A 23,490-nucleotide genomic window follows, 5' to 3' on the forward strand; every position below is an offset into this window, starting at 1 on the left:
CAAACCTATCTTTGCGAGCGGGTAACATTATCGAGACTCCGCGCCCCCACGTCTGTCTCAGTATTAAGACTATGCAATAGATTGAGATTTGGCGAATGTTTATTTGCATATCCTATTAAAAAGCAAATGCAACAACTTGAACTTATTTAACTAAAAGGCATAAAAAAACCACCCGAAGGTGGTTTTTTTGATCATCCTGCCAAATTACGCTTGTGGGCGCATTGCTGGGAATAGGATCACGTCACGGATAGTGTGCGTGTTAGTCAGTAGCATAACCAGACGGTCGATACCGATACCTTGGCCTGCCGTTGGTGGTAGGCCGTGCTCTAGTGCAGTGATGTAATCTGCATCGTAGAACATGGCTTCGTCGTCACCAGACTCTTTAGCTTCAACCTGTGCTTTAAAGCGCGCGTCTTGATCTTCTGCATCGTTAAGCTCTGAGAAGCCATTCGCCACTTCACGACCGCCGATGAAGAATTCAAAGCGGTCTGTAAAGAACGGGTTGTCATCGCTACGGCGAGCTAATGGAGAGATGTCCGCTGGGTAGCCAGTGATGAACGTTGGCTGCATTAGCTTAGGCTCTGCTGTTTCACCGAAGATTTCTTCTAGAAGCTGACCACATGTCCAGAAGTCTTCTACTTCAACATGTACTGATTTCGCGATAGAAACCATCAGCTCACGGTTTTGTAGATCTTCTTCGGTTAGCGCTTGGATTTGCGCGTGATCTGGGTTGTACTGCTTGATTGCTTCAAACATGCTCATACGAGTGTAAGTGCCACCAAATTCAACCGTTTCATCACCGTAAGGCATTGATGTTGAACCTAGAACTTCTTGCGCTACCGAGCTTAGTAGTTCTTCAGTAAAGTCCATCAGATCTTTATAATCCGCGTACGCCATGTAGAATTCCATCATAGTGAATTCTGGGTTATGACGTGGAGAAAGACCTTCGTTACGGAAGTTACGGTTAATTTCGAATACGCGATCGAAGCCACCAACTACTAGACGCTTCAGGTATAGCTCAGGTGCAATACGTAGGTACATTGGCATGTCTAGCGCGTTGTGATGCGTGATGAATGGGCGTGCACTTGCACCACCAGGGATCACGTGCATCATCGGCGTTTCTACTTCCATGAACTGTTTTGAGATCATGAAGTTACGAATTGCAGACATCACTTTAGAACGTACAATAAATGCTTTACGTGAATCTTCGTTCACAATCAGATCAACGTAACGCTGACGGTAACGCATTTCTTGGTCAGTAAGACCGTGGAACTTCTCAGGAAGTGGACGAAGTGCTTTAGTTAGCAACTCGTATTCTTCCATGTTCACGTATAGGTCACCCTTACCAGATTTGTGCAGCGCACCTTTAACACCGATGATGTCACCGATATCAAGACCTTGGTATTTCTCTTTTAGCTCTTTTTGTACGTCTTTAGCAGCGTAAGCTTGGATACGGCCAGATGTTTCTTGAATTACTAGGAATGGACCACGCTTAGCCATAATACGGCCAGCAATTGCAACCACGTGGTTAAGCTCTTCTAGCTCTTCCTTCGTCTTTTCACCGAACTCTTTTTGAAGGTCGCCCGCTAGTGCGTCACGACGGAAGTCGTTTGGGTGGCCGTTTGCTTTGCAGCTCTTTCGGATTTCATCCAGTTTAGCGCGGCGTTCAGCAATCAGCTTATTTTCTTCTAGTACAGTTTCGTTTTGAACAGCATCAGTCATTTTCGATGTATCCTGTTTTTGTCGGTGAAAAGCTTTATAGGCCTGATTTCAGGCTAGCTTCAATAAATTTGTCCAGATCGCCATCAAGAACCGCTTGAGTATTACGGTTTTCAATGCCCGTACGGAGGTCCTTAATACGTGAGTCATCCAATACGTAAGAACGGATCTGGCTACCCCAGCCAATGTCAGACTTAGCGTCTTCATTAGCTTGTTTTTCCGCGTTTTGCTTTTGCAATTCAAGCTCAAATAGCTTCGCTCGAAGCTGTTTCATTGCCTGATCTTTGTTCTTATGTTGAGAACGGTCATTCTGACACTGAACCACGGTGTTCGTTGGTACGTGCGTAATACGTACCGCAGATTCTGTGGTGTTGACGTGCTGACCACCTGCGCCTGACGCACGGTAAACGTCGATGCGTAGGTCAGAAGGATTAATGTCGATGTCGATGTTTTCATCAATCTCTGGATAGATGAACGCAGACGCAAATGACGTATGGCGACGGCCGCCTGAATCGAACGGAGATTTACGAACAAGACGATGAACACCCGTTTCAGTGCGCAACCAACCGTACGCATACTCACCAGAGATGCGAACTGTTGCCGACTTAAGACCCGCGACCTCACCTTCAGAAACTTCAATCACTTCAGCTTTGAAGCCCTTCGCCTCTGCCCAGCGTAGGTACATACGCAGCAGCATGTTGGTCCAGTCTTGTGCTTCCGTACCACCAGAGCCAGCTTGCAAATCGATGTAGCAATCTGAACTATCATGGTCACCCGAGAACATACGACGGAATTCAAGCTTTTCTAGCTTCTCTTCCAACTCAGCAAGTTCTGGTTCAATTTCGTCAAATGTTTCTTGATCTTCTTCTTCTACAGCCAGCTCAAGAAGACCTTCTACGTCTTCTACACCTTGCTCTAGTTGATCAATAGTTTCAACAACCGCTTCTAGCGATGCACGCTCTTTACCCAGTGCTTGTGCACGTTCAGGTTCGTTCCATACATCAGGTTGTTCAAGCTCTGCGTTGACTTCTTCTAGACGCTCTTTCTTCGCGTCATAGTCAAAGATACCCCCTCAGGACATTTGTGCGCTGAGACACGTCCTGCAGACGGTTTTTAATTGGATTGATTTCAAACATGTTTACTCAACATTTTAGAATAGAATTTAACCGAGAAATTCTACTGAAAAATGTGACCGAGATACAGGAAAATTTCGGATGAGAAATCAGATTGCGGTTAGAGAGAGCACGGTCATAAAATTTTACACCCTCTTAGGGGCAACCGTACTCTATAAGAAAGGTTAATCTAGATATTACTTAGCTTCGATATGATCGATCATCAATTGCAGTGATTGATTACCACGAAATTCATTCACATCCAATTTGTAAGCTAAACGTACCGTTTTAACTGATGCATCCGGCCAGCGACGCAAATCGACATTAAATGCAATGCCGTCGATCATCACATTGGTAGGGTGACCTTTGTAAAGCGGCTCTAACATCAATTTAAGATGCTTCTCACCCACCAGCTTTTGATGCAACACTTTAAACTCACCATCAAAGATTGGTTCAGGAAAGGCTTGTCCAAAAGGGCCACCAGACCGTAGCTGTTCAGCGACATGCATAGAGAATTCTTCAGGCTTAAGTTCACCATCTGACATGATCACGCCTTTTAGCGCCGCTTCATCGAGTTCTTTTTTTACCACTTCATCAAATAAACGGCTGAAACGTTCAAAATCCTGCTCTTTAATTGTTAAGCCTGCCGCCATCGCGTGACCACCAAATTTGATGATCAAACCTGGGTTTTGCGTGTCGATGAAATCCAACGCATCGCGCATGTGTAACCCTGGAATTGAACGACACGAACCCTTAATTGTCCCTTCTCCGCCATCAGCAAATGCGATGACTGGACGGTGAAACTTCTCTTTGATGCGCGAGGCCAAAATACCAATCACACCTTGGTGCCAATCACGTTGGAACAAGGCTAATCCGTAAGGAAGCTCACTGCCTTCACCAAACTGGAGACGCTCGCAGAAAGCCATCGCTTCTTGCTTCATGCCTTCTTCAATCTCTTTACGAGTTTGGTTCAAACCATCCAGTTCACTTGCCATACGACGAGCGGCGTGAATGTTGTTACACATCAACAGTTCAACACCAAATGACATATCATCAAGGCGACCTGCAGCATTGATACGAGGACCTAAAGCAAAACCAAAATCGGACGCCACCAAACGACGCGCATCGCGCTTCGCGACCTCAATCAATGCTTGAATGCCAGGGCGCGCTTTGCCCGCACGAATACGCTGAAGGCCTTGGTGCACAAGAATGCGGTTGTTTTCATCCAGTGGGACAACGTCGGCAACTGTACCAAGTGCAACAAGGTCAATCAGTTCCATCAACTTAGGCTCTTGCATGCCCTGCTCAGCAAACCAATTGTGTTTTCGCATATGAACGCATAGTGCCATCATGAGATAAAATGCGACCCCGACACCAGCGAGCGCTTTAGACGGAAAATGACAGCTCTCAAGGTTTGGGTTCACCATTGCATCTACATCAGGCAACACTTGTCCCGGTAAATGGTGGTCGGTAACGAGCACGGTAATACCGTTTTCTTTTGCGTAACGCACGCCTTCGATTGATGACACACCGTTATCTACCGTCATGATCATCTCAGCGCCAAGCTCTAATGCTTGGTCAACGACTTCTGGGCTTAACCCATAACCGTCTTCAAAACGATTCGGTACTAGGTAGTCCACATTGTGACTACCAAGCATACGCAGCGCGAGCACCGACAATGCAGAGCTCGTCGCACCATCAGCGTCAAAATCACCGACAACGATGATGCGTTTTTGTTCTTTTATTGCCTGAAACAAAAGCTCGACAGCTTGCTCAATCCCCCCGAGTTTTTGGTAAGAATGCAAACCACGAGCTGACGTTTCTAGTTGCGCAGGATCCGTAATCCCACGGTTGATGTAGATACGTTTGAGAATCGGAGGAATGGAATCAGGAAGAAGGGAAAGATCAGGTTCAGGACGTCGTTGAATTTCTATCATGCTTGAAAAGAGCCGGCGACTTTGCCGACTCTGCTCCTAAAGGATTATTGTTGCTTTAAACGTTTCAGTAGCTCTGCAGGTGGTAGGTAACCGCCAACCATTTCGCCATTCGGTAAGAAGATCGCTGGCGTACCAGAAATTCCCAATTGGCGACCTAGATTGTAATGTGATTGGATGGTTTCTTTACACTGTTTTAAGTCTTTCGCAGGGTTATCAAACGTACGATTCACTTTCGCGTTGTGCATTGCCGACTTTGGATCTTCAGCACACCAAATCGTCGCCATTTGCTCTGCCACTGGGCCAGTAGCACCTTGGCGAGGGTAAGCCATGTAACGCACTGTAATGCCTAGATCGTTATAGCCTTGCATTTGGCTGTGCAGACGCACACAGTAACCACAAGTGATATCAGTAAATACCGTCACAGCATATTTTTCATCGTCGGCTTTGTATTCAATCATGCTATCGGAGAACTGCGCGATTTTCTCCGCATTAAGCGGCGCTTGGCGCTCTGCAATGACATCTTTGTAACTGCCATCGTCATTGATGGCATAAAGCGTACCGGCGATAAAATGGCTACCATCATTTGAAGCAAACAAGATCCCGCCATTAGTTTGGATTTCCAATAAACCAGCAACTTCTGATGGCTGAATATCAACGATAGATAAACCAAGCTTTGAGAACTTAGTTTTTAATGCTGCTTCATCAAAACTGCTTTGCGCAACTGGTGCCACTTGCTGTGCAGGAGTGTCCGTTTTAGCCTGACTTTCTTCTGCACCACACGCGGTAACAAAAAATGGTAAAGTCAGCAGAGTTAGTCGGCGTAATACGCTCATGAAATTCACCTTAATATAAAATCGTTTTTCCAAGAGGACATGGATGAATCTAACCATTGTTATGCTCTTGGGTGGTGTTGACTGTGGATCTGCTTCAATCGTTCAGTCGCCACGTGAGTATAAATTTGCGTGGTCGATAAGTCACTATGTCCTAATAGCATCTGTACGACCCTGAGATCTGCGCCATAGTTCAATAAATGCGTGGCAAAGGCATGACGCAGTACGTGCGGCGACAGCTGTTCAGTGTCAATCCCTGCTATCAAAGCATAGTACTTAATACGATGCCAAAACGTCTGACGAGTCATTTGCCTTGCGCGTTTGCTAGGAAAAACAATATCAGATGATGTATCACCAAGTAACGCAGGGCGCCCTTGTTGAATAAACGTCTCGATCCAATCTACCGCGTTCTCCCCCATTGGCACTAAGCGCTCTTTACCGCCTTTACCTGTGACACGTACAACACCTTGACGCAAGCTTATGTTTTCCATAGTTAAACTGACCAATTCCGTCACACGCAAACCAGTCGCATACAGCAGTTCCAGCATCGCTTTATCCCGCAATTCCACAGGATCATTCGGGTCTGGCGCTTCGAGCAAGGCGTCCACTTGCTCTTCACTAATATCTTTGGGCAAGCGTTGTGGCAGTTTAGGACTGACCAAGAGCGCACTCGGATCATCAGCACGTACTTTCTCACGATGCAGATATTGGAATAAACGGCGAATTGCCGACAACATACGCGCACGGGACGTCTGCTTGTAATCCAAGTCTACAAGGTAGCTTTGGTATTCTTGCAAGCCAGACAAACTAATGAAATCAAGACGGTAGCGATGTTTCTCCATCCACGTGAGCAACTTCATCAAATCATTTCGATAGGAAGCCAGCGTGTTCTCTGATAGCCCACGCTCCATCCACATCGCATCTAAGAATTGCTCAACAAGCGAAAAATCTTGTTGATTGACAGGCTGTTGTGCCGTCATGAACGCTTCCTTATCTGTTTATATTTACAGTATTTAGATTAAGGCACCTGCAGATCCAATACCATAAAAAAATCATCCCGCTTAGGATATTCGCTGCAATCTTCCTCAATTTATGGTTAGAATCTTCCACAACAGCAACACAAATAACGATGAATATAATGAAAATCGGACTCTTTTACGGCTCAACGACCTGCTACACCGAAATGGCAGCAGAGAAAATTCGTACTATTATTGGTGAAGACCTTGTCGACATTCACAATGTGAAAGAGACACCGTTATCACTAATGGCGGACTACGACTTATTACTCCTTGGCATCTCAACTTGGGACTTTGGTGAAATTCAAGAAGATTGGAACGCGATTTGGCAAGACATCGCAACAACACCATTAAAAGGTAAAGTTGTCGCGCTGTTTGGTCTGGGTGACCAAGAAGGCTACGGTGAGTGGTATTTGGACGCGATGGGCTTACTTCACGATGAATTACAAGCGACTGGCGCAACCTTTATCGGTTACTGGCCAAATGAAGGCTACGAATTTGAAGCATCGAAAGCACTGATTGAAGATGGCAGCAAGTTTGTTGGACTAGCGTTAGATGAAGACTCGCAGTACGAACTGAGTGATGAGCGCATCGAAAAATGGTGTGAACAAGTTCTTGTGGAGTTCCACGACACACTTTAATAGTGTGAACTCTTCAAAGATAAAAATAAAAAGCCCGATGAAGTAGTTCATCGGGCTTTTTAATATCTTGATAGTGCGAAGTTATTACGCTGTTTCTTGTGCTAGCTCTGGACGAGGTTTCGCGATGAAGAACATGCACACAATAGCCGCAAATGTTGGAAGCACCCAACCCATGCCCACTTCGAATAGTGGCAACATGTTAAACGCAGAAACATCAACACCCGATACTTTTGCTGCATCAACCAACGCAAACAACAGAGATACAAGCAGTACCGCGCGGTAAGCAAAACGTGGATTTGGCAGTTTGCTGCGTACAAATGTTAGTGCAACCAACGCAATCGCCACAGGGTACAGCGCAAACAATACTGGCACTGACAGAGAAATCAGTTGTGCAAGGCCGACATTCGCAACCAACGCACAAACAGAACCGTTAATAAGTACCCATTGCTTGTATGACAGTGGCGTTTTCGAGCTGAAGAAGTCTGAACACGCAGAAATCAAGCCAATAGCCGTTGTCAAACACGCTAGTAATACAATTACAGACAGAACGATTTGACCGTATGGACCAAACAGCGCTTGAACGTATTGGCTAAGTACCAGACCACCGTTATCTGCACCAGCAGCAACAGTTGCACTCGTCGCGCCCAAGTAGAATAGTGAGATGTAAACAAACGCAAGACCGGCAGCGGCAATACAACCTGCATAGATCAGATACTTAGTGGTTGCAGAACGCTCAGTAATGCCTTTACCGCGCAGTGCATCAACCATCAGCATGCCAAACATCAATGACGCGAACGTATCCATTGTGTTGTAGCCTTCTAGGAAGCCTTTGGTCAGTGGTTGCGTTAAGTACTCACCGTGCGCGCCCAGCATGTCACCCTGAGGATCAATAAATACCGCGACAGCAAGAATGATCAAACCCACGAACAATGCCGGCGTCAGTACTTTACCAATAAGGTCAATCAAACGGCCTTGGAACCATGAGAACATCATCGCCGCAATAAAGAAGATCACTGAAAATGCAGTGAGATGCGTTTGTGACGCTTCAAGGAAGAAAGGTTTCACCGCCATCTCGTAAGCCACTAGGCCAGTACGAGGCGCAGCAAACGCAGGACCGATGATGATGAAGATCAACGCAGCCATAATAACCGCTGCTTTTTTCGGAAGGTCTTGCGTTAAGTGATCCCAAGAACCACCAGCAACAGCAATAGCAACGATAGTAATAAGAGGTAGACCTACCGCTGTTAGCAAGAAACCAAACATCGCTGGCATTAAGTTTTCACCGGCTAGCTGACCCGCTAGAGGTGGAAAGATGATATTGCCCGCACCTAAAAAGAACGCAAATAGCATAAAGCCTACTGCGATAATATCTGTTAGTTTTAACGTCTGCTTCACAGATAACCCTTGTCTTTTAATTAATGAATGTTGTGTATGCTTAGACCACTTTTTGTATACCTAAAGTCAATAAGTATACGTGGTTCAATCTATAAAATTTTCGCCGCATAATGACGAAAGACTCATCATTTGGCAACCTTTAAGAAAAAAACACCATATTAATTTAGTTTTCAAACTTAAAAGCAGTGGATATAACCAGATCTAAATAACAGACTAGTTCTTTATCTCGATCAATTAACAATACAATTTAATAACCAACAAAACAACAATCTATACAATTAAGAAACAATAGAGAAATTCACTTAATTATTGAGCAAACATAAAACAATCATGAAGAGCAAAAAACTGAAAACTAAAGGCTTCAATTTTAAGCAATTTTGTATTGAGGGCGGCGAGAGTGGTATGCCCGTCAGCACTGATGGGGTCATGCTTGGTGCTTGGATTCAAAGCCCGAACAACGCTCAAATTCTCGATATTGGCACTGGCACCGGGTTGCTTGCCCTGATGTGTGCCCAACGCTTTACAGAAGCTCAAGTAACCGCGGTCGATATTGAATTAACAGCCATTGAAGCTGCGCAAAAAAATGTGGTTCAGTCGCCTTGGTCAGCTCGTGTGAGTGTGCATCATTCTGACGTACTAGACTTTACGCCGACGCATCCATTCCAACGTATCATTTGTAATCCTCCCTACTTCAATAGCGGCGAGCAATCGAAACACAGTCAACGTGCAACCGCGAGGCACACTGATACGCTACGCCACAACGCATTGCTACAACGTTGCTATCAGTTGCTTGATGAACAAGGGAAAGCTAATTTTGTGTTACCAATCACCGAAGGCGAACGGTTTATTGAACTAGCATTACACCAAGGTTGGCATCTATCGCGAGTCTGTCGTGTACAGCCATCAGAAAAGAAACCGGTACATCGACTGTTATTTGAACTGGCGAAGCAGCCTTGCGATACTCAAAAATCACATTTAATAATTCATTCGCATGACGGTTACAGTGACGATTTCGTCCAATTAACCCGCGAGTTTTATCTTAAGATGTGAAATAACATGTGATCCTTATCACCAATCACTTTATAATGTGCGACCTTTTTGTATTCTATGCTGTTGTGGCGAACCATTAACCAAGCTTTGCTTGTGGAGAACTCATTGTGATCAGAACCTTTGCTGAACTTGATCTAGACCAAAACCTACTTGAAGCCATTGAAGAGATGGGTTACGAACGCCCAACAAAAATTCAGGCAGAAGCGATTCCACAAGCGTTGGATGGTCGTGACATTCTAGCGTCAGCGCCAACAGGTACTGGTAAAACGGCAGCCTTCGTTCTGCCAGCATTGCAATACTTGCAAGACTTCCCTCGTCGCAAGCCTGGACCTGCGCGTATTTTGATCCTAACGCCGACGCGCGAATTGGCGATGCAAATCGCTGATCAAGCACGAGCTTTGGCAAAAAACACTAAACTGAACATTTTCACCATCACAGGTGGCGTTCAATACCAAGAGCACGCCGATATCCTTGCGACAACACAAGACATTGTGGTTGCAACGCCTGGCCGTTTAAAAGAATACATTGATGCAGAGCGTTTTGATTGCCGTGCGATTGAATGGTTAATTCTGGATGAAGCAGACCGTATGCTAGACATGGGTTTTGCTCCTACTGTCGATCGTCTATCTAACGAGTGCCGCTGGCGTAAACAAACCCTTCTGTTCTCAGCAACTTTAGAAGGTAAAGGCGTAGAGGGCTTTACCGCTGATCTGTTGAATGACCCAGCAGAGATCGATGCAAAATCGCCACTGCGTGAGCGTAAGAAGATTGCTCAGTGGTACCACCGTGCTGATGATGCAGAACACAAGCTTGAATTACTAAAACACATTATTACTCAGCAAGCAGAACGCACCATTGTCTTCTTGAAGACACGTGAGCGTTTGGCAGAGCTACGAGCGCAGCTTGAGAGCGCACAGATTCCATGTTCTTGGATTCAAGGTGAAATGCCTCAAGATCGTCGTAACAATGCGATTTCTCGCTTCCGCGATGGTACTGTAAACGTGCTGCTCGCAACGGACGTTGCTGCGCGTGGTATCGACCTTCCGGATGTGTCACACGTTATTAACTACGACATGCCACGCACGGCTGATGTCTACCTTCACCGTATTGGCCGTACGGCTCGTGCGGGTAAGAAAGGTAACGCTATCTCAATCGTAGAAGCACACGACCAACCAATGATGGATCGCGTTGCACGTTACGTGAAAGAAGACATCAAAGAGCGTTTCGTGAAAGAGATGCGTCCGAAACACAAAAAACCTGTGTTTAAGAAGAAAAAGAAAAAAGAAGACAAGAAGAAGCCAGCGAAAAAGAAAACCGCTAAGAAGAAGTAATCTTATTGGGGCGAAATAGCCCAAGCTAAAACATAACAAAGGGTTGGCAGTGCCAACCCTTTTTCGTTTGTACTGATAGAGATTAACGTAGACTACGTCTCAATAAGTTTTAGTTTTGCTCTTCGCGTTTAAATACTAACTCTGTTGGTGTCGATTCATCTTCAACAAAGTAGTAACCCGCTGTATCAAACTTAGTCAGATCTGCCACGCTCTCAATACGGTTTTCGATGATGTAACGCGCCATCATGCCGCGCGCTTTCTTCGCGTAGAAGCTGATGACCTTGTATTGACCATTCTTACAATCTTTGAATACTGGCGTGATCACTTGCGCATCTAAGTTCTTTGACTTCACCGCTTTAAAGTATTCATTTGATGCAAGGTTGATAAGCACATTATCACCTTGAGCAGAAATCGCTTCGTTAAGCTTATCCGTAATCACATTGCCCCAAAACTGGTACAAGTTCGTGCCCTTGTCGTTTGCAAGCTTGGTACCCATTTCAAGACGGTATGGCTGCATCAAATCGAGTGGTTTTAGTAAACCATAGAGGCCAGACAACATGCGCAAATGATCTTGGGCATACTCGAAGTCCGCTTCAGATAAGGTTTCGGCGTCTAGTCCTGTGTAAACATCACCTTTAAACGCTAGGATCGCTTGTCGTGAGTTTTCCGTGGTAAACGTTTCACTCCACTCTTGAAATCGCCCAACATTCAAATCGGCAATCTTGTCGCTCACTTTCATTAAAGAGGCAACATCAGCAGGAGTCAGTTTGCGGCAAACATCGATAAGCTCTTTTGAGTATTCGACCAACTCAGGTTGAGTAAATTTTTCTGTCGCTAACGGAGACTCGTAATCAAGAGTCTTCGCTGGAGAAACTACGATAAGCATGACTTTCCCTTCTCTAATTTTGTTTTTTAATAGGGTACAAAAAAAGCCATGCATTGTCTGCATGGCTTTTTACATCGTACTAATAGCTTTCAACTATGAGTGATAGCTCACTTAGTCTTTTTTATCGTTGTACCAAATGCCTTCTTCAAGCTGAGATTTCAGCTCAGGGAAGTCATTCGCATCAAACGTTGGTACTTTACCTTCACCAAGTTGGCGGTTGTAATCTTTTGCTAGCTTAATCACGATGCCAGATAGCAAGATGATTGCCACCAAGTTGACTATCGCCATCAGCCCCATCGAAACATCAGCAAGTGACCATACGACTGGGAGCGAAGCAAGTGCACCAAACATCACCATACCAAGAACAACAACGCGGAAAATGCTTAGGCCCGCCTTATGGTTGTGCTCTAGGAAGATTAGGTTCGTTTCAGCGTACGAGTAATTCGCGATGATTGATGTAAATGCAAAGAAGAAGATTGCCACGGCAACAAAGATGCCACCCCAATCACCAACTTGCGAGCTCAATGCACGCTGAGTTAGCTCGATACCCGTCACTTCTGTTGCTTGACCGACATACTCACCTGACATCAGGATGATAGCCACTGTCGCTGAACAGATAACGATCGTATCCATAAATACACCTAGCATCTGAACATAACCTTGAGATGCAGGGTGTGGTGGGTAAGGCGTTGCTGAAGCCGCCGCGTTTGGCGCAGAACCCATACCCGCTTCGTTCGAGAATAGACCGCGTTTAATACCGTTAATCATTGCCTGTGCAATCGCGTAGCCAAGACCACCAGCCGCCGCTTCTTGCAGACCAAATGCACTCTTAAAGATAAGCATTAATACATCAGGTAGCTTCTCTAGATTAGAGAACATGATGAACAGTGCTAGAGCCAAGTAAAGCAGCGCCATGATCGGAACGATCATCTCTGCGACTTTTGCGATACGCTTGATACCACCGAAAATTACAATCGCAGACAGTACTACAACCGCGATACCAACGTACAGGTCACTCCAACCAAATGCGGTGCTCATTGCATTTGCAATTGAGTTAGCTTGTACGGCGTTGAATACCAAACCAAAAGCGATGATTAGGAAAACTGAGAACAATACGCCCATCCAACGCATGCCCAGGCCTTTTTCCATGTAGTAGGCAGGACCACCACGGTAGTTGCCATCATCATCTTTGGTTTTGTATAGCTGCGCCAGAGTACTCTCTGCAAACGACGTTGCCATACCAAGCATTGCGATCAGCCACATCCAGAAGATCGCGCCAGGACCACCTGCAGTCAATGCAACTGCAACGCCCGCCATGTTACCTGTACCAACACGTGCAGCAAGACTAGTACAAAGCGCTTGGAAAGAAGAAATACCAGCTTTGTCTGCTTTACGACTGTTCTTAAGAACAGAGAACATGTGGCCGAAATGGCGGAACTGAATGAACCCTAATCGAACGGTGAAGTAAATACCAACACCAACAAGAAGATAAACCAGAATCGAACCCCAAAGGAGATCGTTCATCAAATTGATTAAGTCTGTCATGTGTACCTCAAAGTGAGTTGCGCCGGTCTATGCGTCCAAGCCATCCACCAAATTGCCTGCTAAGTGTCAAAGTGTGCTTAGCTTTTTAAGTAATGTTTATGGGCAATCTAGAATCGTAAACGTCGCTTCATGCATCCATTTTACGTACCAGCGTATTTTTTGACGGGCGGATAATGCAACCTAGGAGCGCAAAAATCAATATGCAATCATGATAATAACATTGTTATTTTTCACTATAAAGTCACCAAAAAATAACATAAATGGAAGACTTAACACCCATAAGCCGCAACATTTCAATTACCAAATGCCAACATAAATAATTATCGCCCACCAAACAGAACGGAGACCCATATAATTAAGACCAAGCTAGTATTCACAAGGTGTTACATAAATTTGCTCTAGTGCCTTACCATCTAATTGAACACTATTTCATCAAACTGGTTTTATGCAACTTTGACCTTTGCACTGTCCCCCCACTCGCCAAATCGAATTAACATTGAAAATCTCTCTATTTAATCGTTTTCTTGAGATCGTTTGTGCATTTTTTAGCCACCACATTGCCATGAAAAGTGTGATTTTGAGAATATTTTTGCACGAAAATGTCATGCTACCGACACAAATGCGAAATATATCATGGTTATTCTCACGGCTATTGTGGTACTTAAAAAACTCCACAAGGACTGGTTACAACAGTTTAGCTTAAGAAAGGTAAAGGTGGCTTATGGAAGGCTTTCAACTAGATGACATTTTTAATCTGGATACTACCTCAACAACCAAATCTCGTGCCAAACCAGTAAAGCGAAAGTGGCGTGAAATAGAAGAGATGAACGACAGGCGCAATTTGCTTAAAGAGCTACGCGAACTTGATGCCTGTACCGACTACAACTTGGAAGACATTAAACTCTAATTCAAACAAAAGGCACCTTAAGGGTGCCTTTTGTTTACAGTAACCGTAAACGACTTGAGTTTAGGCGCCAAGATTTAAGTATGAGTACCGTTATTACTCAATAAGAATTTTCCTATCTTTTGGTCGAGAAGCGCAAACGATAAATTTACGTCCAATTCTCAATAAATAAGAAATGCAGCTAACAAACCCGAGTGATACTTTCGCTCGCTCAGGTTTTATCGCACACACTTAAACATACTCAGCATCACTTTGACGCACACGTTCAGCTAACTGTTTATAACGATCGGCAATGGTGTCACCAAAAACTGGGTCATCTTCACTGACGCTCCATAAGCTTTCAACATGCTGCCAATCTTCGGTAGTGAATAACTCCTCAATGAGAGGCAGGATTTTTCGCTCCTCTAACTCCAAGTGGCGTCTTTGTGATTCAATGAAGTCCTCTAGGTGGGCCACAAACATGTCTTGAGGCACAACTGCATCCTGCAGGATCATCTCTATCAAGGAAGCAAACTCTTTGGTTTTACTTGCTAACTCTTGATGTTCTTTCTCTAAGTTTTCCATGGTCTGTTGCTTACCATAGTGCTCAAGAAAGTGGTGATAGAGAATATCTTCTTTCGGATGGTGAACTTTTTCTGAATGATTAGAGAGGTAATCAACTATCTCGCTTACTAATGCGTAGTTGATCGCACGTTCTTCTTTTATCTCATTAAGTTTATGGCGCAGTATCGCCAACAGACGAACCATATAGCCGTGTTCGCGTCGAATTCTTTCGATCATCATAGCGTCTCTCCTTAACACCTACTTTTAATAAGTGTACATGAGAAATTTGCCATCAGCCTCGAGCGTGCTCAAAAAAACAGCGATAATGGCAGCATTATCGCTGTCTCTTCTTTTATACAGTTAATGGCAAATGCCAGTTGATTGGTGCTTTTCCTTGCGAGGCAAGTAACTGGTTTGCTTGAGAGAAATGCTTACAACCAAAAAAGCCTCGGTGTGCTGAGAGTGGTGATGGATGTGGTGCGGCTAACACATGATGTTTATTGCGATCAATAAAGCGCCCTTTCTTCTGAGCGTGAGAGCCCCACAATAAAAACACCACGCCTTCCTGATGCTGGTTTATCGCTTCAATCACTCGGTCAGTGAACGTTTCCCACCCCGTTTTTGAATGTGAATGCGCTTTACCTTGCTCAACCGTCAATACTGTATTGAGCAACAATACACCTTGCTCTGCCCAGCTTTGTAAGAATCCATGCTGAGGGATCTGGAATCCTTCAATATCTTGAGCCAGCTCTTTATACATATTAACGAGTGACGGTGGCGTTTTGATTCCAGGAAGCACGGAAAAGCACAAACCATGCGCCTGATTTGGACCATGGTATGGGTCTTGTCCCAGAATCACTACTTTAACATCGTTAAACTCGGTAAAACGAAACGCATTAAAGACATCTTTCGCTGGCGGGAAAATCGCTTTGCCTGCGGCGCGTTCTGCTTCTACAAAATTCAAAGTGTCTACAAAGTAGCTCTGTTTTTTCTCTTCGCCGATCACATCGTGCCAAGTGGGTGACTGATTCATGGAAAGTTCCTGTCCTAAATTTTGCTTCTATTCTAACGAGCGAAACCCAAACAAACAAAAACTTACCACGAACTTGAGAACAGTAATAAAAGACTAATGCTTCTGTGGCGTTCGAAAATGCCCCTGTCCGGTAATGTGACGATTAGGCATCGGCAAACGAAGCACGCGGCGGCTATATGCGTAAGAAGCAAAAGAGAGTGGTCGAGACATAGTGGCATCCTTCTTTCTTAATTCAAATTGACTTAAGTGGCTAAGAAAGAAAGGTGCCAACTCTGTGATCACATCATTGGTTACCTATCGCCGCTAGATGAAACTGACGCAGTGCGTTGATTTCTTGCTGCCAGATGTCCGGATCAATTGTTTCTAAAATCAGAGGGATACCATCAAAGCGAGGGTCTTTCGCGATGTACTCAAAACAATCCCACCCGATCTCTCCTTTGCCTAATGAGTGGTGGCGATCCACTTTGCTGGCAAACTCAACTTTTGAATCATTTAGATGCATTGCTCTTAAATAGTGCATCCCAACAATACGGTCGAATTCAGCAAAGGTATGCTCACAATCCTCTTTAGTACGCAGATCGTAACCGGCGGTAAACGTGTGGCAAGTATCGAGACATACACCAACACGTTCTTTGTCTTCCACTTGATCGATGATTTCAGCAAGATGCTCAAACTTCCAACCTAGGTTTGTACCCTGACCAGCCGTATTCTCGATTACCGCGATCACATTCGGCACCGCTTTGTGCGCAAGATTGATCGACTCAGCGATCGTCGCTAAGCACTCCTGTTCAGAGACTTTCTTTAAGTGGCTCCCAGGGTGAAAGTTCAGCAGCGTTAAACCCAATTGATTACAACGCTCCATCTCATCGATGAATGCAGCGCGTGACTTATCCAACTTATCCGCTTCTGGTGCACCTAAGTTAATTAGATAAGAGTCATGGGGAAGAATATGTTCTGCGCCGAAACCCAGCATTTTACAGTTCGCTTTAAACGCACTGATGGTTTTTGCTTCTAAAGGCTTCGCCACCCACTGGCGTTGGTTTTTAGTAAATAGTGCAAAAGCATTCGCACCAATCTCACGCGCTCTCAACGGCGCTTGATCGACCCCTCCAGCAGCAGAGACATGTGCACCAATGAGTTTATTCCCAAGCTTGTTTTTCATGTTTGTCATTTAATCACTTTAGACTTTCAGTATTGCTACCTAAATACAGATAGTTGCGTTAATCAGTTTAAACTTTAAGCTCAATTTGTAGTAAACTTACAACAAAATTAGTTATTAAATATTTTTTATATTATCAAATAAATTGTAATTAGTTTGTTTTCAAAGATTTTATTGATTTAACTCAATAAAATCACCTTAATAAAAATAATGTTTTTGGTTGTTTTTTGACTTAAATCAATATTAAAATAGTGGATATTAGCTATATAATACCCAGCTCAACGAAAATTCGAAAATTAACACCAATAATCACCACGTAAGTGGTCTAGGAGATAGTGATGATCCAAGGTATCCAAATTACAAAAGCGGCAAACGACGACCTACTAAACTCTATCTGGCTATTAGATAGCGAAAAAAATGAAGCTCGTTGTGTTGCTGCAACTGCTGGCTACGAAGCAGACCAAGTTATCGCAATCAGCGATCTAGGTGAATACGAAAGCCGTGAAGTAGCAATCGAAACAGCTCCTCGCATCGAAGGCGGTCAACACCTAAACGTGAACGTGCTTAAACGCGAAACACTAGAAGATGCAGTTGCACACCCAGAGAAATACCCACAACTAACTATCCGTGTTTCTGGTTACGCAGTACGTTTCAACTCGCTGACTCCAGAACAGCAACGTGACGTAATCGCTCGTACTTTTACTGAGACTCTATAATTTCTCAGTAAACTAGCTCGCTAGAATTTAAAAAGCTTGGTCAGCAATGACCAAGCTTTTTTTGTTTTTCCATGCATCTAACCGTTCTGTTCCTTTACGGAGCATTTCTCTGTGACGGATCCTTCTTAAACACTTCAGCCAGTGAGGTTGGGTCAAGCCTTTCTCTTTGTTGTGAAGCGCCTTCAGCCCACCAAATGAGTTGATGTATTGTGCGATTCATATAGCTGTCCCACTTCGTCTGCTGCAATTCATCCGCAACGACACCCTTTTCGTCAAACACTTCTTGCGCTTTCGGAATGTGAATCATCGCCGAGACAGGTAAACATCCAAGTTCAGATAAGAAGGTACGCATCGACACTGCAGCTCGAACACCACCCCATTGTCCAGCAGAATAGGTCACGATAGCACTTGGCTTGTAAGAAAACAGCGAACTACCAAAATGGTTAAGCATATTAGCCAAAGCAGGACTCATCGAATGGTTGTATTCAGGACTGACCATCACGTACCCATCGGCGCTTTTAATTTTGTCTGCCAGTTCTCTCAAGTGGGCTGGCACTTTAGCGCGATGGTAAGCAAACTCAGGCTTAAACACGTCGTCAAAGTCGTAGTTCAATGGGTCAATGATTTCGACGGTATGTTGCGAATACTGATTCTTAAACAACGTTTCACAAGCTCTACTCACTCGCATGCCCAAGCGGGCTGGTCGTGGCGGTGTGCTGTCCCTTACTGAGCCTAGAAAAATCAAAAAATGCATGCTTCTATTTCCATCTTTAAGTTCGTTTCTCAATCATAAAGAGAGTCGAGACTTACCGACTATAAAAAAGGCGAATGATTGCTCATTCGCCTTTCGTCGTTCATCATTTTAATAATTACTGTACGCGGCGCAGTACTTGTTTCAATGCTTCAAAGTCTGCGTCGAGATCTTCCGATAGCAGCTCCATCGCAGCGTGCTTCGCTAGTGGCGCAGGAAGGTCGATGTCTGATTCTAGAATATCATCCACCACTTCTTTGAACTTCGCCGGGTGAGCAGTACATAGGAACAGACCGGTTTCACCTTCTTGCAGTTGCTCTTCAAGAACGCGGTAAGCAATCGCACCGTGCGGTTCACATAGGTAGCCCAATGAGTACAAGTCTTTCACAGATTGTGCGCTTTGCTCATCTGAAACCGCGCCTTTACCTAGTGTCTCTAGGCCCCACTCTTTCACTCGGCAGAGCTCTTCAATACGCGGCCAGTTGTTCGGTTGACTTACATCCATTGCGTTCGATGTCGTTGCAACCGTTGGTTTTGGCTCCCACTTACCTGTTTCTAAGTAGCGTGGCACGGTGTCATTGGCGTTGGTTGCAGCAATGAAGCGTTTGATCGGCAGACCCAGCGCTTTTGCCAGTAGACCTGCCGTCAGGTTACCGAAGTTACCACTTGGTACAGACACTACTAGGTTTTCACGCTCTTCCTTACTCATTTGCGCGGCTGCTTCAAAGTAGTAACAGATTTGCGCCATCAAACGGCTGATGTTGATTGAGTTTGCAGAGTTCAGGCCGATCTCTTCACGCAGTGCGGAATCATCGAAAGCTTGCTTAACCAGTGCCTGGCACGCATCGAAGTCGCCATCGATCGCGACAGTGTGAATGTTCTTGCCTAGCGTACAGAATAGCTTCTCTTGCAGTGGGCTAATCTTGCCTTTCGGGTAAAGAATCACAACGTTGATGTCTTCCATACCATAGAAAGCGTGCGCAACGGCTGCGCCAGTATCGCCAGAAGTCGCAGTCAGAATGGTGATCTTGCCACCGTCCGATACCGCCGCAAGAGATTGCGCCATAAAGCGACCGCCAAAATCTTTAAATGCCAGCGTTGGACCATGGAAAAGCTCTAACGCGTAAACACCGTCTTTGACTTGATTGATTGGCGCCGGGAATTGAAACGCTGCGTCCACAAGCGCGTTGACTTGCTCTTCCGCCAGCTCATCACCGATAAACGCTGATAAAATCTTAGTGCTACGAGAAACAAAGTCTTCTGCCAGTAGCGCATCAACGTCTTCAAACTTTGGTAATTCCGATGGGAAAAATAGACCTTGGTTACGGCCTAACCCTTGGCGAACGGCTTGGCCAAAGGAAACTTGTTCATCATTTTCTTTTATATTGTAAAGCTTCATAGCTCACTTCCTGTTACTTTCGAACCCTGCTTATCTAGACGACAAACATGGACGAATCCTTCTTCGTTTTGTACGTAGTTCTGTTCTAACCAGCGAGCAACTCGCTCAGCGACATCTTTCTCTTTGCAAATACTGAACAGTGTCGGCCCACTGCCAGAAATACCGGTAGCCAATGCACCCGCAGAGGCTGCGTATTGACGTGCATTCGCAAAGCCCGGAAGCAGTTTCTCACGATACGGTTCTGCGATCACGTCTTTGATCATTTTTGCAGCTAGCTCTGGCTGACCAGAATGACACGCATGAATAAAGCCCGCAAGGTGTCGACCATGAGCGATGATATCTTGTCGGCGGTATTGAGATGGTAGGATCTCACGCGCTTCTGCTGTTGATACTTTGATACCCGGATAAGCCATCACCCAGTACCAATCGTCAAAACAAGGCACTTCTTGACTGATGATACCCAACTCTTCAAGCATCAACTGGACACCACCAAGGTAACACGGCGCGACGTTATCGTAGTGAATACCACCAGAGATTTTGCCTTCCATTTCCCCCATCAGTGCTAGCAGCTCAGTCTCATTCAGCGGTTGACCATGGAATCGGTTTAAGGCATCCAGCGCCGCAACGATAGAACATGCACTTGAGCCTAAACCTGAGCCTATTGGCATGTTCTTTTCTAGCGTCATTTCAAGTGGTTTTAGCTCAACACCTTTTTTATCTAGCTCGCGAGAAAACACCAGCCAACAATCGTAAACGATGTTTTCTTTTGGCTCTGTAGGCAACTTAGAGACAAAATTACCCGCAGTTTTCAGACTGAACGGCTCAGTCCCTGCCTTAACTTGCACTCTGTCACCTAGCAAGGTCCCATCCACTGGGGACACCGCCGCCCCCAACACATCAAAACCAACACTTACATTACCAATTGATGCTGGGGCATAAACCACTACATCCATATCACTTGAACTCATTCTTGTTATACCCCTAGTTTCCAACCTAAAGTACGCATCACATCCGAGAATACGCCCGCTGCCGTAACCTCAGTACCCGCACCGTAACCACGCAATACCAGTGGAATTGGTTGGTAGTAGCGGCTGTAGAATGCCAGTGCGTTTTCACCGTCTTTGATTTTATACATCGGATCGTTTTCATCCACCGCAGCAATGCTTACTGTGCACTTGCCCTCGTTAATTTCACCAACGTAACGCAGTACTTTGCCTTCTTTTGCTGCTTTAGCTGATAACTCTTTGAAGTAAGCGTCCGCTTCTGGGAGACGCGCCATAAATTCATCAACACTGCCTGAATCATCAAAACCCGGCGGTAGCGCTTGGTCAACAACAACGTCTTCAAGCTCTAGTGACATGCCCGCTTCACGAGCTAGGATCAACAGCTTTCGCGCAACATCCATACCAGACAGATCATCACGAGGATCTGGTTCAGTAAAGCCATTTTCTTTTGCGATATTCGTCGCTTCACTTAAGCTCATTCCTTCATCTAACTTACCGAAAATATAAGAAAGAGAACCGGAAAGAATACCGCTGAAGCGCTCCAGTTCATCACCTGCAGAAATCAGGTTTTGCAAGTTTTCAATAACCGGTAGGCCTGCACCTACGGTTGTTTCATACATCAATTTACGACGGGAGCTACGAGCCACATCGCGAAGCTGATGGTAGTACGCCATGCTTGCTGTGTTTGCTTTTTTGTTTGGTGTTACAACATGAAAACCTGCCGCTAGGAAGTCGGCGTATTGTTTAGCAATGTCTTCACTGGAGGTACAATCAACCAATACTGGGTTGATAATATGATTGCGTTGTACCAAAGAAATCAGACGCGCTAGGCTGAATTCTTCTGTGGCTGCTGACATACGATCACGCCAGTGCTCGAGCGGTAAGCCTTCGCTATCAAGCAAAAGACCTTTGCTGTTTGCTAAGCCACAAACTCGAATCACAATGCCTTTCTCAGCAAGTTTGACTTGTTGGCGTTCGATCTGATCCACCAGTTCGCCACCCACACCACCGACACCAACAACGAACACATCGAGGAAGTGTTTCGAGTTGAATAGGTTTTCGTGACACGCTTTGATCGCCTCAGAAATTTTGTCTTCTGGAATAACGGCAGAAATCGCACGTTCTGATGAGCCTTGTGCTATCGCCACGATGTTCACGTTCACTTCAGCAAGAGAAGAGAAGAAGCGAGAAGCCACACCGCGCGATGTGCGCATACCATCACCAACAAGCGTAATGATTGAAACATTATCAATAAACTCAACCGGTTCTAGTAAGCCATCTTTGAGTTCTAGCTCGAACGCATCTGCCAGCACTTGCTGCGCTTTCGCTTTATCTTCAGCCTCAATACAGAAGCTGATGCTGTATTCAGAAGAAGACTGAGTGATCAGAACAATAGATACACCAGCAGACGACATCGCACCGAATACACGGCTCGCCATGCCTACCATGCCTTTCATACCAGGGCCTGATACGTTAACCATGGTTAGGTCGTTAAGTGTTGTAATACCTTTGATCGCAAGATTATCTTCACCAGTATCTTGGCCGATAAGAGTACCTGCACCTTGAGGGTTAAAGCTGTTTTTGATCAGACATGGAATGTGGAATTGAGCAATAGGGGCAATGGTTTTCGGGTGCAGAACGGAAGCACCAAAATAAGAAAGCTCCATCGCTTCTTGGTAGCTTAGTGATTTAAGTAGGCGAGCATCTTCGACTAAACGTGGGTCACAGTTGTATACACCATCAACGTCGGTCCAGATTTCACAGCAGTCTGCGCGTAAACAAGCTGCAAGAACCGCTGCCGAGTAGTCAGAGCCATTACGACCCAGCGTGACAAGCTCTCCTTTTTCGTTGCCAGCTGTAAAGCCCGGCATAATGTTCACTTGGCCCTGAGGAAGGGGGTTTTGACGGAAGTTTTGCGTTGAAATATCCACATCAACCATAGCTTCAAGATGATCACCTTGGGCATACAGATACTCGACAGGATCGATCAAGCTCGCTTGTTGTCCCTTCGCCTCCAAGACAGCTTTCATCAACTGAATGGAAACACGCTCACCTTTACTAATAATGCGCGCATTTACGTTGTTTGGGCACATACCTAATAGATTGATGCCGTGAACAAATTGACGTAATTGAGATAGCGAGGTTTTCACTTGGTTATCGAAAGCTGAGCCATCAATATTGGGTAGTACTGCTTGGATTTGAGTGAATAGCGTTTTAAACGATTCATCCAACTCTTTGATTTGCAGCTCTGCTTCACCATTGCGCAACGCGCCTTCAATGACCGCAACCAACTTATTTGTTGTTTTACCTGGGGCTGAAAGAACAACCGCCACTTCTTCTTGTTGAGCGTTATTGGCAATGATGTCTGCCGCTCTTAAAAAGCGATCTGCATCAGCTAGTGATGAACCGCCAAACTTCAATACTCGCATCCCTTCCTCCGGTATATCTTCTCAAACTTGTCTAAATTCTGGATAAAAAAGCATAAAAAAAGGCCTGTATCTTGTTGGATACAGGCCTTT

General features: G+C 45.0%; 20 protein-coding genes and 1 other annotated feature (1 of these 21 only partly in view). Of the genes, 5 read left to right on the forward strand and 15 right to left on the reverse strand.

Features of this window, described 5'->3' with window-relative positions:
* Positions 1-204: 204 nt before the first annotated feature.
* The 5 genes from lysS to xerD all read right to left on the reverse strand — a co-directional run bounded on the left by lysS (position 205) and on the right by xerD (position 6,578).
* A complete protein-coding gene (gene lysS / locus F7Y48_RS12010) occupies positions 205-1,722 on the reverse strand; it encodes a lysine--tRNA ligase (RefSeq protein WP_005397328.1) in 1,518 nt (505 codons plus the stop codon).
* Positions 1,723-1,756: 34 nt separating this feature from the next.
* Positions 1,757-2,855, reverse strand: a protein-coding gene (prfB, locus tag F7Y48_RS12015; protein WP_100068604.1) for a peptide chain release factor 2 whose coding sequence is annotated in 2 segments (ribosomal slippage) — positions 1,757-2,779 and positions 2,781-2,855 — 1,098 coding nt in all. Because the reading frame shifts where the segments join, the coding sequence is not laid out codon by codon here.
* Between the two features lie 173 nt (positions 2,856-3,028).
* Positions 3,029-4,768, reverse strand: coding sequence for a single-stranded-DNA-specific exonuclease RecJ (gene recJ / locus F7Y48_RS12020; RefSeq protein ID WP_006742673.1), 1,740 nt, complete (start codon positions 4,766-4,768; stop codon positions 3,029-3,031).
* Between the two features lie 44 nt (positions 4,769-4,812).
* Positions 4,813-5,601, reverse strand: coding sequence for a bifunctional protein-disulfide isomerase/oxidoreductase DsbC (gene dsbC / locus F7Y48_RS12025; protein WP_316684354.1), 789 nt, complete (start codon positions 5,599-5,601; stop codon positions 4,813-4,815).
* A 59-nt stretch (positions 5,602-5,660) separates the two neighbouring features.
* On the reverse strand, positions 5,661-6,578 hold the full coding sequence (gene xerD / locus F7Y48_RS12030) for a site-specific tyrosine recombinase XerD (protein ID WP_005397336.1): 918 nt from the start codon (positions 6,576-6,578) through the stop codon (positions 5,661-5,663).
* A gap of 158 nt (positions 6,579-6,736) precedes the next feature.
* Here xerD and fldB point away from each other — a divergent pair, with 158 nt between their 5' ends.
* Positions 6,737-7,255 (forward strand): flavodoxin FldB, encoded by a 519-nt coding sequence (gene fldB, locus F7Y48_RS12035; RefSeq protein ID WP_005397338.1) that lies wholly within the window; start codon positions 6,737-6,739, stop codon positions 7,253-7,255.
* 84 nt (positions 7,256-7,339) lie between these two features.
* Here fldB and brnQ read toward each other — a convergent pair whose 3' ends face one another.
* Entirely contained in the window at positions 7,340-8,650 is a 1,311-nt protein-coding gene (gene brnQ, locus F7Y48_RS12040; protein ID WP_006742676.1) for a branched-chain amino acid transport system II carrier protein, read from the reverse strand.
* 330 nt (positions 8,651-8,980) lie between these two features.
* Here brnQ and F7Y48_RS12045 point away from each other — a divergent pair, with 330 nt between their 5' ends.
* Positions 8,981-9,700, forward strand: coding sequence for a tRNA1(Val) (adenine(37)-N6)-methyltransferase (locus F7Y48_RS12045; RefSeq protein WP_152814507.1), 720 nt, complete (start codon positions 8,981-8,983; stop codon positions 9,698-9,700).
* Between the two features lie 107 nt (positions 9,701-9,807).
* The gene (gene srmB, locus F7Y48_RS12050; RefSeq protein ID WP_005396291.1) at positions 9,808-11,031 is read left to right on the forward strand and encodes an ATP-dependent RNA helicase SrmB; all 1,224 of its coding nucleotides are present in this window, start codon (positions 9,808-9,810) and stop codon (positions 11,029-11,031) included.
* 109 nt (positions 11,032-11,140) lie between these two features.
* Here srmB and yaaA read toward each other — a convergent pair whose 3' ends face one another.
* Positions 11,141-11,917: a peroxide stress protein YaaA gene (gene yaaA / locus F7Y48_RS12055; RefSeq protein ID WP_316684355.1), complete on the reverse strand. Its 777-nt coding sequence runs from the start codon at positions 11,915-11,917 to the stop codon at positions 11,141-11,143.
* A 111-nt stretch (positions 11,918-12,028) separates the two neighbouring features.
* Entirely contained in the window at positions 12,029-13,462 is a 1,434-nt protein-coding gene (locus F7Y48_RS12060) for an alanine/glycine:cation symporter family protein (protein ID WP_005396293.1), read from the reverse strand.
* A 721-nt stretch (positions 13,463-14,183) separates the two neighbouring features.
* Between F7Y48_RS12060 and F7Y48_RS12065 the strand changes: the two genes are divergently transcribed.
* Complete coding sequence (locus tag F7Y48_RS12065; RefSeq protein ID WP_005396294.1) at positions 14,184-14,369, forward strand: DUF3545 family protein; 186 nt, start codon at positions 14,184-14,186, stop codon at positions 14,367-14,369.
* Positions 14,370-14,597: 228 nt separating this feature from the next.
* On the opposite strand, the gene F7Y48_RS12070 is transcribed toward F7Y48_RS12065, so the two are convergent.
* The 3 genes from F7Y48_RS12070 to nfo form a co-directional block, all read right to left on the reverse strand.
* The gene (locus tag F7Y48_RS12070; protein ID WP_005396296.1) at positions 14,598-15,149 is read right to left on the reverse strand and encodes a hemerythrin domain-containing protein; all 552 of its coding nucleotides are present in this window, start codon (positions 15,147-15,149) and stop codon (positions 14,598-14,600) included.
* 112 nt (positions 15,150-15,261) lie between these two features.
* Positions 15,262-15,942 carry a uracil-DNA glycosylase gene (ung, locus tag F7Y48_RS12075; RefSeq protein ID WP_005396298.1) on the reverse strand — a complete coding sequence of 227 codons (681 nt, stop codon included), beginning with the start codon at positions 15,940-15,942 and terminating at the stop codon, positions 15,262-15,264.
* 283 nt (positions 15,943-16,225) lie between these two features.
* Positions 16,226-17,113 carry a deoxyribonuclease IV gene (gene nfo / locus F7Y48_RS12080; RefSeq protein ID WP_006742681.1) on the reverse strand — a complete coding sequence of 296 codons (888 nt, stop codon included), beginning with the start codon at positions 17,111-17,113 and terminating at the stop codon, positions 16,226-16,228.
* A 326-nt stretch (positions 17,114-17,439) separates the two neighbouring features.
* On the opposite strand from nfo, the gene grcA reads away from it, so the two are divergent.
* Positions 17,440-17,817 carry an autonomous glycyl radical cofactor GrcA gene (grcA, locus tag F7Y48_RS12085; RefSeq protein ID WP_005381814.1) on the forward strand — a complete coding sequence of 126 codons (378 nt, stop codon included), beginning with the start codon at positions 17,440-17,442 and terminating at the stop codon, positions 17,815-17,817.
* Between the two features lie 94 nt (positions 17,818-17,911).
* On the opposite strand, the gene F7Y48_RS12090 is transcribed toward grcA, so the two are convergent.
* From F7Y48_RS12090 to thrA, 4 genes are all read right to left on the reverse strand, one after another.
* On the reverse strand, positions 17,912-18,571 hold the full coding sequence (locus F7Y48_RS12090; protein ID WP_316684356.1) for an NAD(P)H-dependent oxidoreductase: 660 nt from the start codon (positions 18,569-18,571) through the stop codon (positions 17,912-17,914).
* Positions 18,572-18,686: 115 nt separating this feature from the next.
* Entirely contained in the window at positions 18,687-19,967 is a 1,281-nt protein-coding gene (thrC, locus tag F7Y48_RS12095; RefSeq protein WP_053809747.1) for a threonine synthase, read from the reverse strand.
* Positions 19,964-20,920: a homoserine kinase gene (gene thrB, locus F7Y48_RS12100; RefSeq protein WP_041852994.1), complete on the reverse strand. Its 957-nt coding sequence runs from the start codon at positions 20,918-20,920 to the stop codon at positions 19,964-19,966. Before thrB ends, thrC begins: the two co-directional genes overlap by 4 nt.
* A 20-nt stretch (positions 20,921-20,940) precedes the next feature.
* Positions 20,941-23,400 (reverse strand): bifunctional aspartate kinase/homoserine dehydrogenase I, encoded by a 2,460-nt coding sequence (thrA, locus tag F7Y48_RS12105; RefSeq protein ID WP_316684357.1) that lies wholly within the window; start codon positions 23,398-23,400, stop codon positions 20,941-20,943.
* 53 nt (positions 23,401-23,453) lie between these two features.
* Positions 23,454-23,490, reverse strand: a sequence feature (Thr leader region); it runs 83 nt beyond the window's last position.

This window comes from Vibrio sp. 2-1-2a, assembly GCF_032648565.1.
GTDB classification, from domain to species: Bacteria; Pseudomonadota; Gammaproteobacteria; order Enterobacterales; family Vibrionaceae; genus Vibrio; species Vibrio diabolicus.

Bases quoted from the DNA above. Each gene is read 5' to 3' on its own strand.
- thrB (WP_041852994.1), bottom strand. From the start codon at position 20,920: ATGGATGTAGTGGTTTATGCCCCAGCATCAATTGGTAATGTAAGTGTT.
- F7Y48_RS12045 (WP_152814507.1), top strand. From the start codon at position 8,981: ATGAAGAGCAAAAAACTGAAAACTAAAGGCTTCAATTTTAAGCAATTT.
- nfo (WP_006742681.1), bottom strand. From the start codon at position 17,113: ATGACAAACATGAAAAACAAGCTTGGGAATAAACTCATTGGTGCACAT.
- dsbC (WP_316684354.1), bottom strand. From the start codon at position 5,601: ATGAGCGTATTACGCCGACTAACTCTGCTGACTTTACCATTTTTTGTT.
- thrC (WP_053809747.1), bottom strand. From the start codon at position 19,967: ATGAAGCTTTACAATATAAAAGAAAATGATGAACAAGTTTCCTTTGGC.
- F7Y48_RS12065 (WP_005396294.1), top strand. From the start codon at position 14,184: ATGGAAGGCTTTCAACTAGATGACATTTTTAATCTGGATACTACCTCA.
- xerD (WP_005397336.1), bottom strand. From the start codon at position 6,578: ATGACGGCACAACAGCCTGTCAATCAACAAGATTTTTCGCTTGTTGAG.
- F7Y48_RS12090 (WP_316684356.1), bottom strand. From the start codon at position 18,571: ATGCATTTTTTGATTTTTCTAGGCTCAGTAAGGGACAGCACACCGCCA.
- fldB (WP_005397338.1), top strand. From the start codon at position 6,737: ATGAAAATCGGACTCTTTTACGGCTCAACGACCTGCTACACCGAAATG.
- F7Y48_RS12060 (WP_005396293.1), bottom strand. From the start codon at position 13,462: ATGACAGACTTAATCAATTTGATGAACGATCTCCTTTGGGGTTCGATT.
- recJ (WP_006742673.1), bottom strand. From the start codon at position 4,768: ATGATAGAAATTCAACGACGTCCTGAACCTGATCTTTCCCTTCTTCCT.
- thrA (WP_316684357.1), bottom strand. From the start codon at position 23,400: ATGCGAGTATTGAAGTTTGGCGGTTCATCACTAGCTGATGCAGATCGC.
- grcA (WP_005381814.1), top strand. From the start codon at position 17,440: ATGATCCAAGGTATCCAAATTACAAAAGCGGCAAACGACGACCTACTA.
- yaaA (WP_316684355.1), bottom strand. From the start codon at position 11,917: ATGCTTATCGTAGTTTCTCCAGCGAAGACTCTTGATTACGAGTCTCCG.
- lysS (WP_005397328.1), bottom strand. From the start codon at position 1,722: ATGACTGATGCTGTTCAAAACGAAACTGTACTAGAAGAAAATAAGCTG.
- ung (WP_005396298.1), bottom strand. From the start codon at position 15,942: ATGAATCAGTCACCCACTTGGCACGATGTGATCGGCGAAGAGAAAAAA.
- F7Y48_RS12070 (WP_005396296.1), bottom strand. From the start codon at position 15,149: ATGATGATCGAAAGAATTCGACGCGAACACGGCTATATGGTTCGTCTG.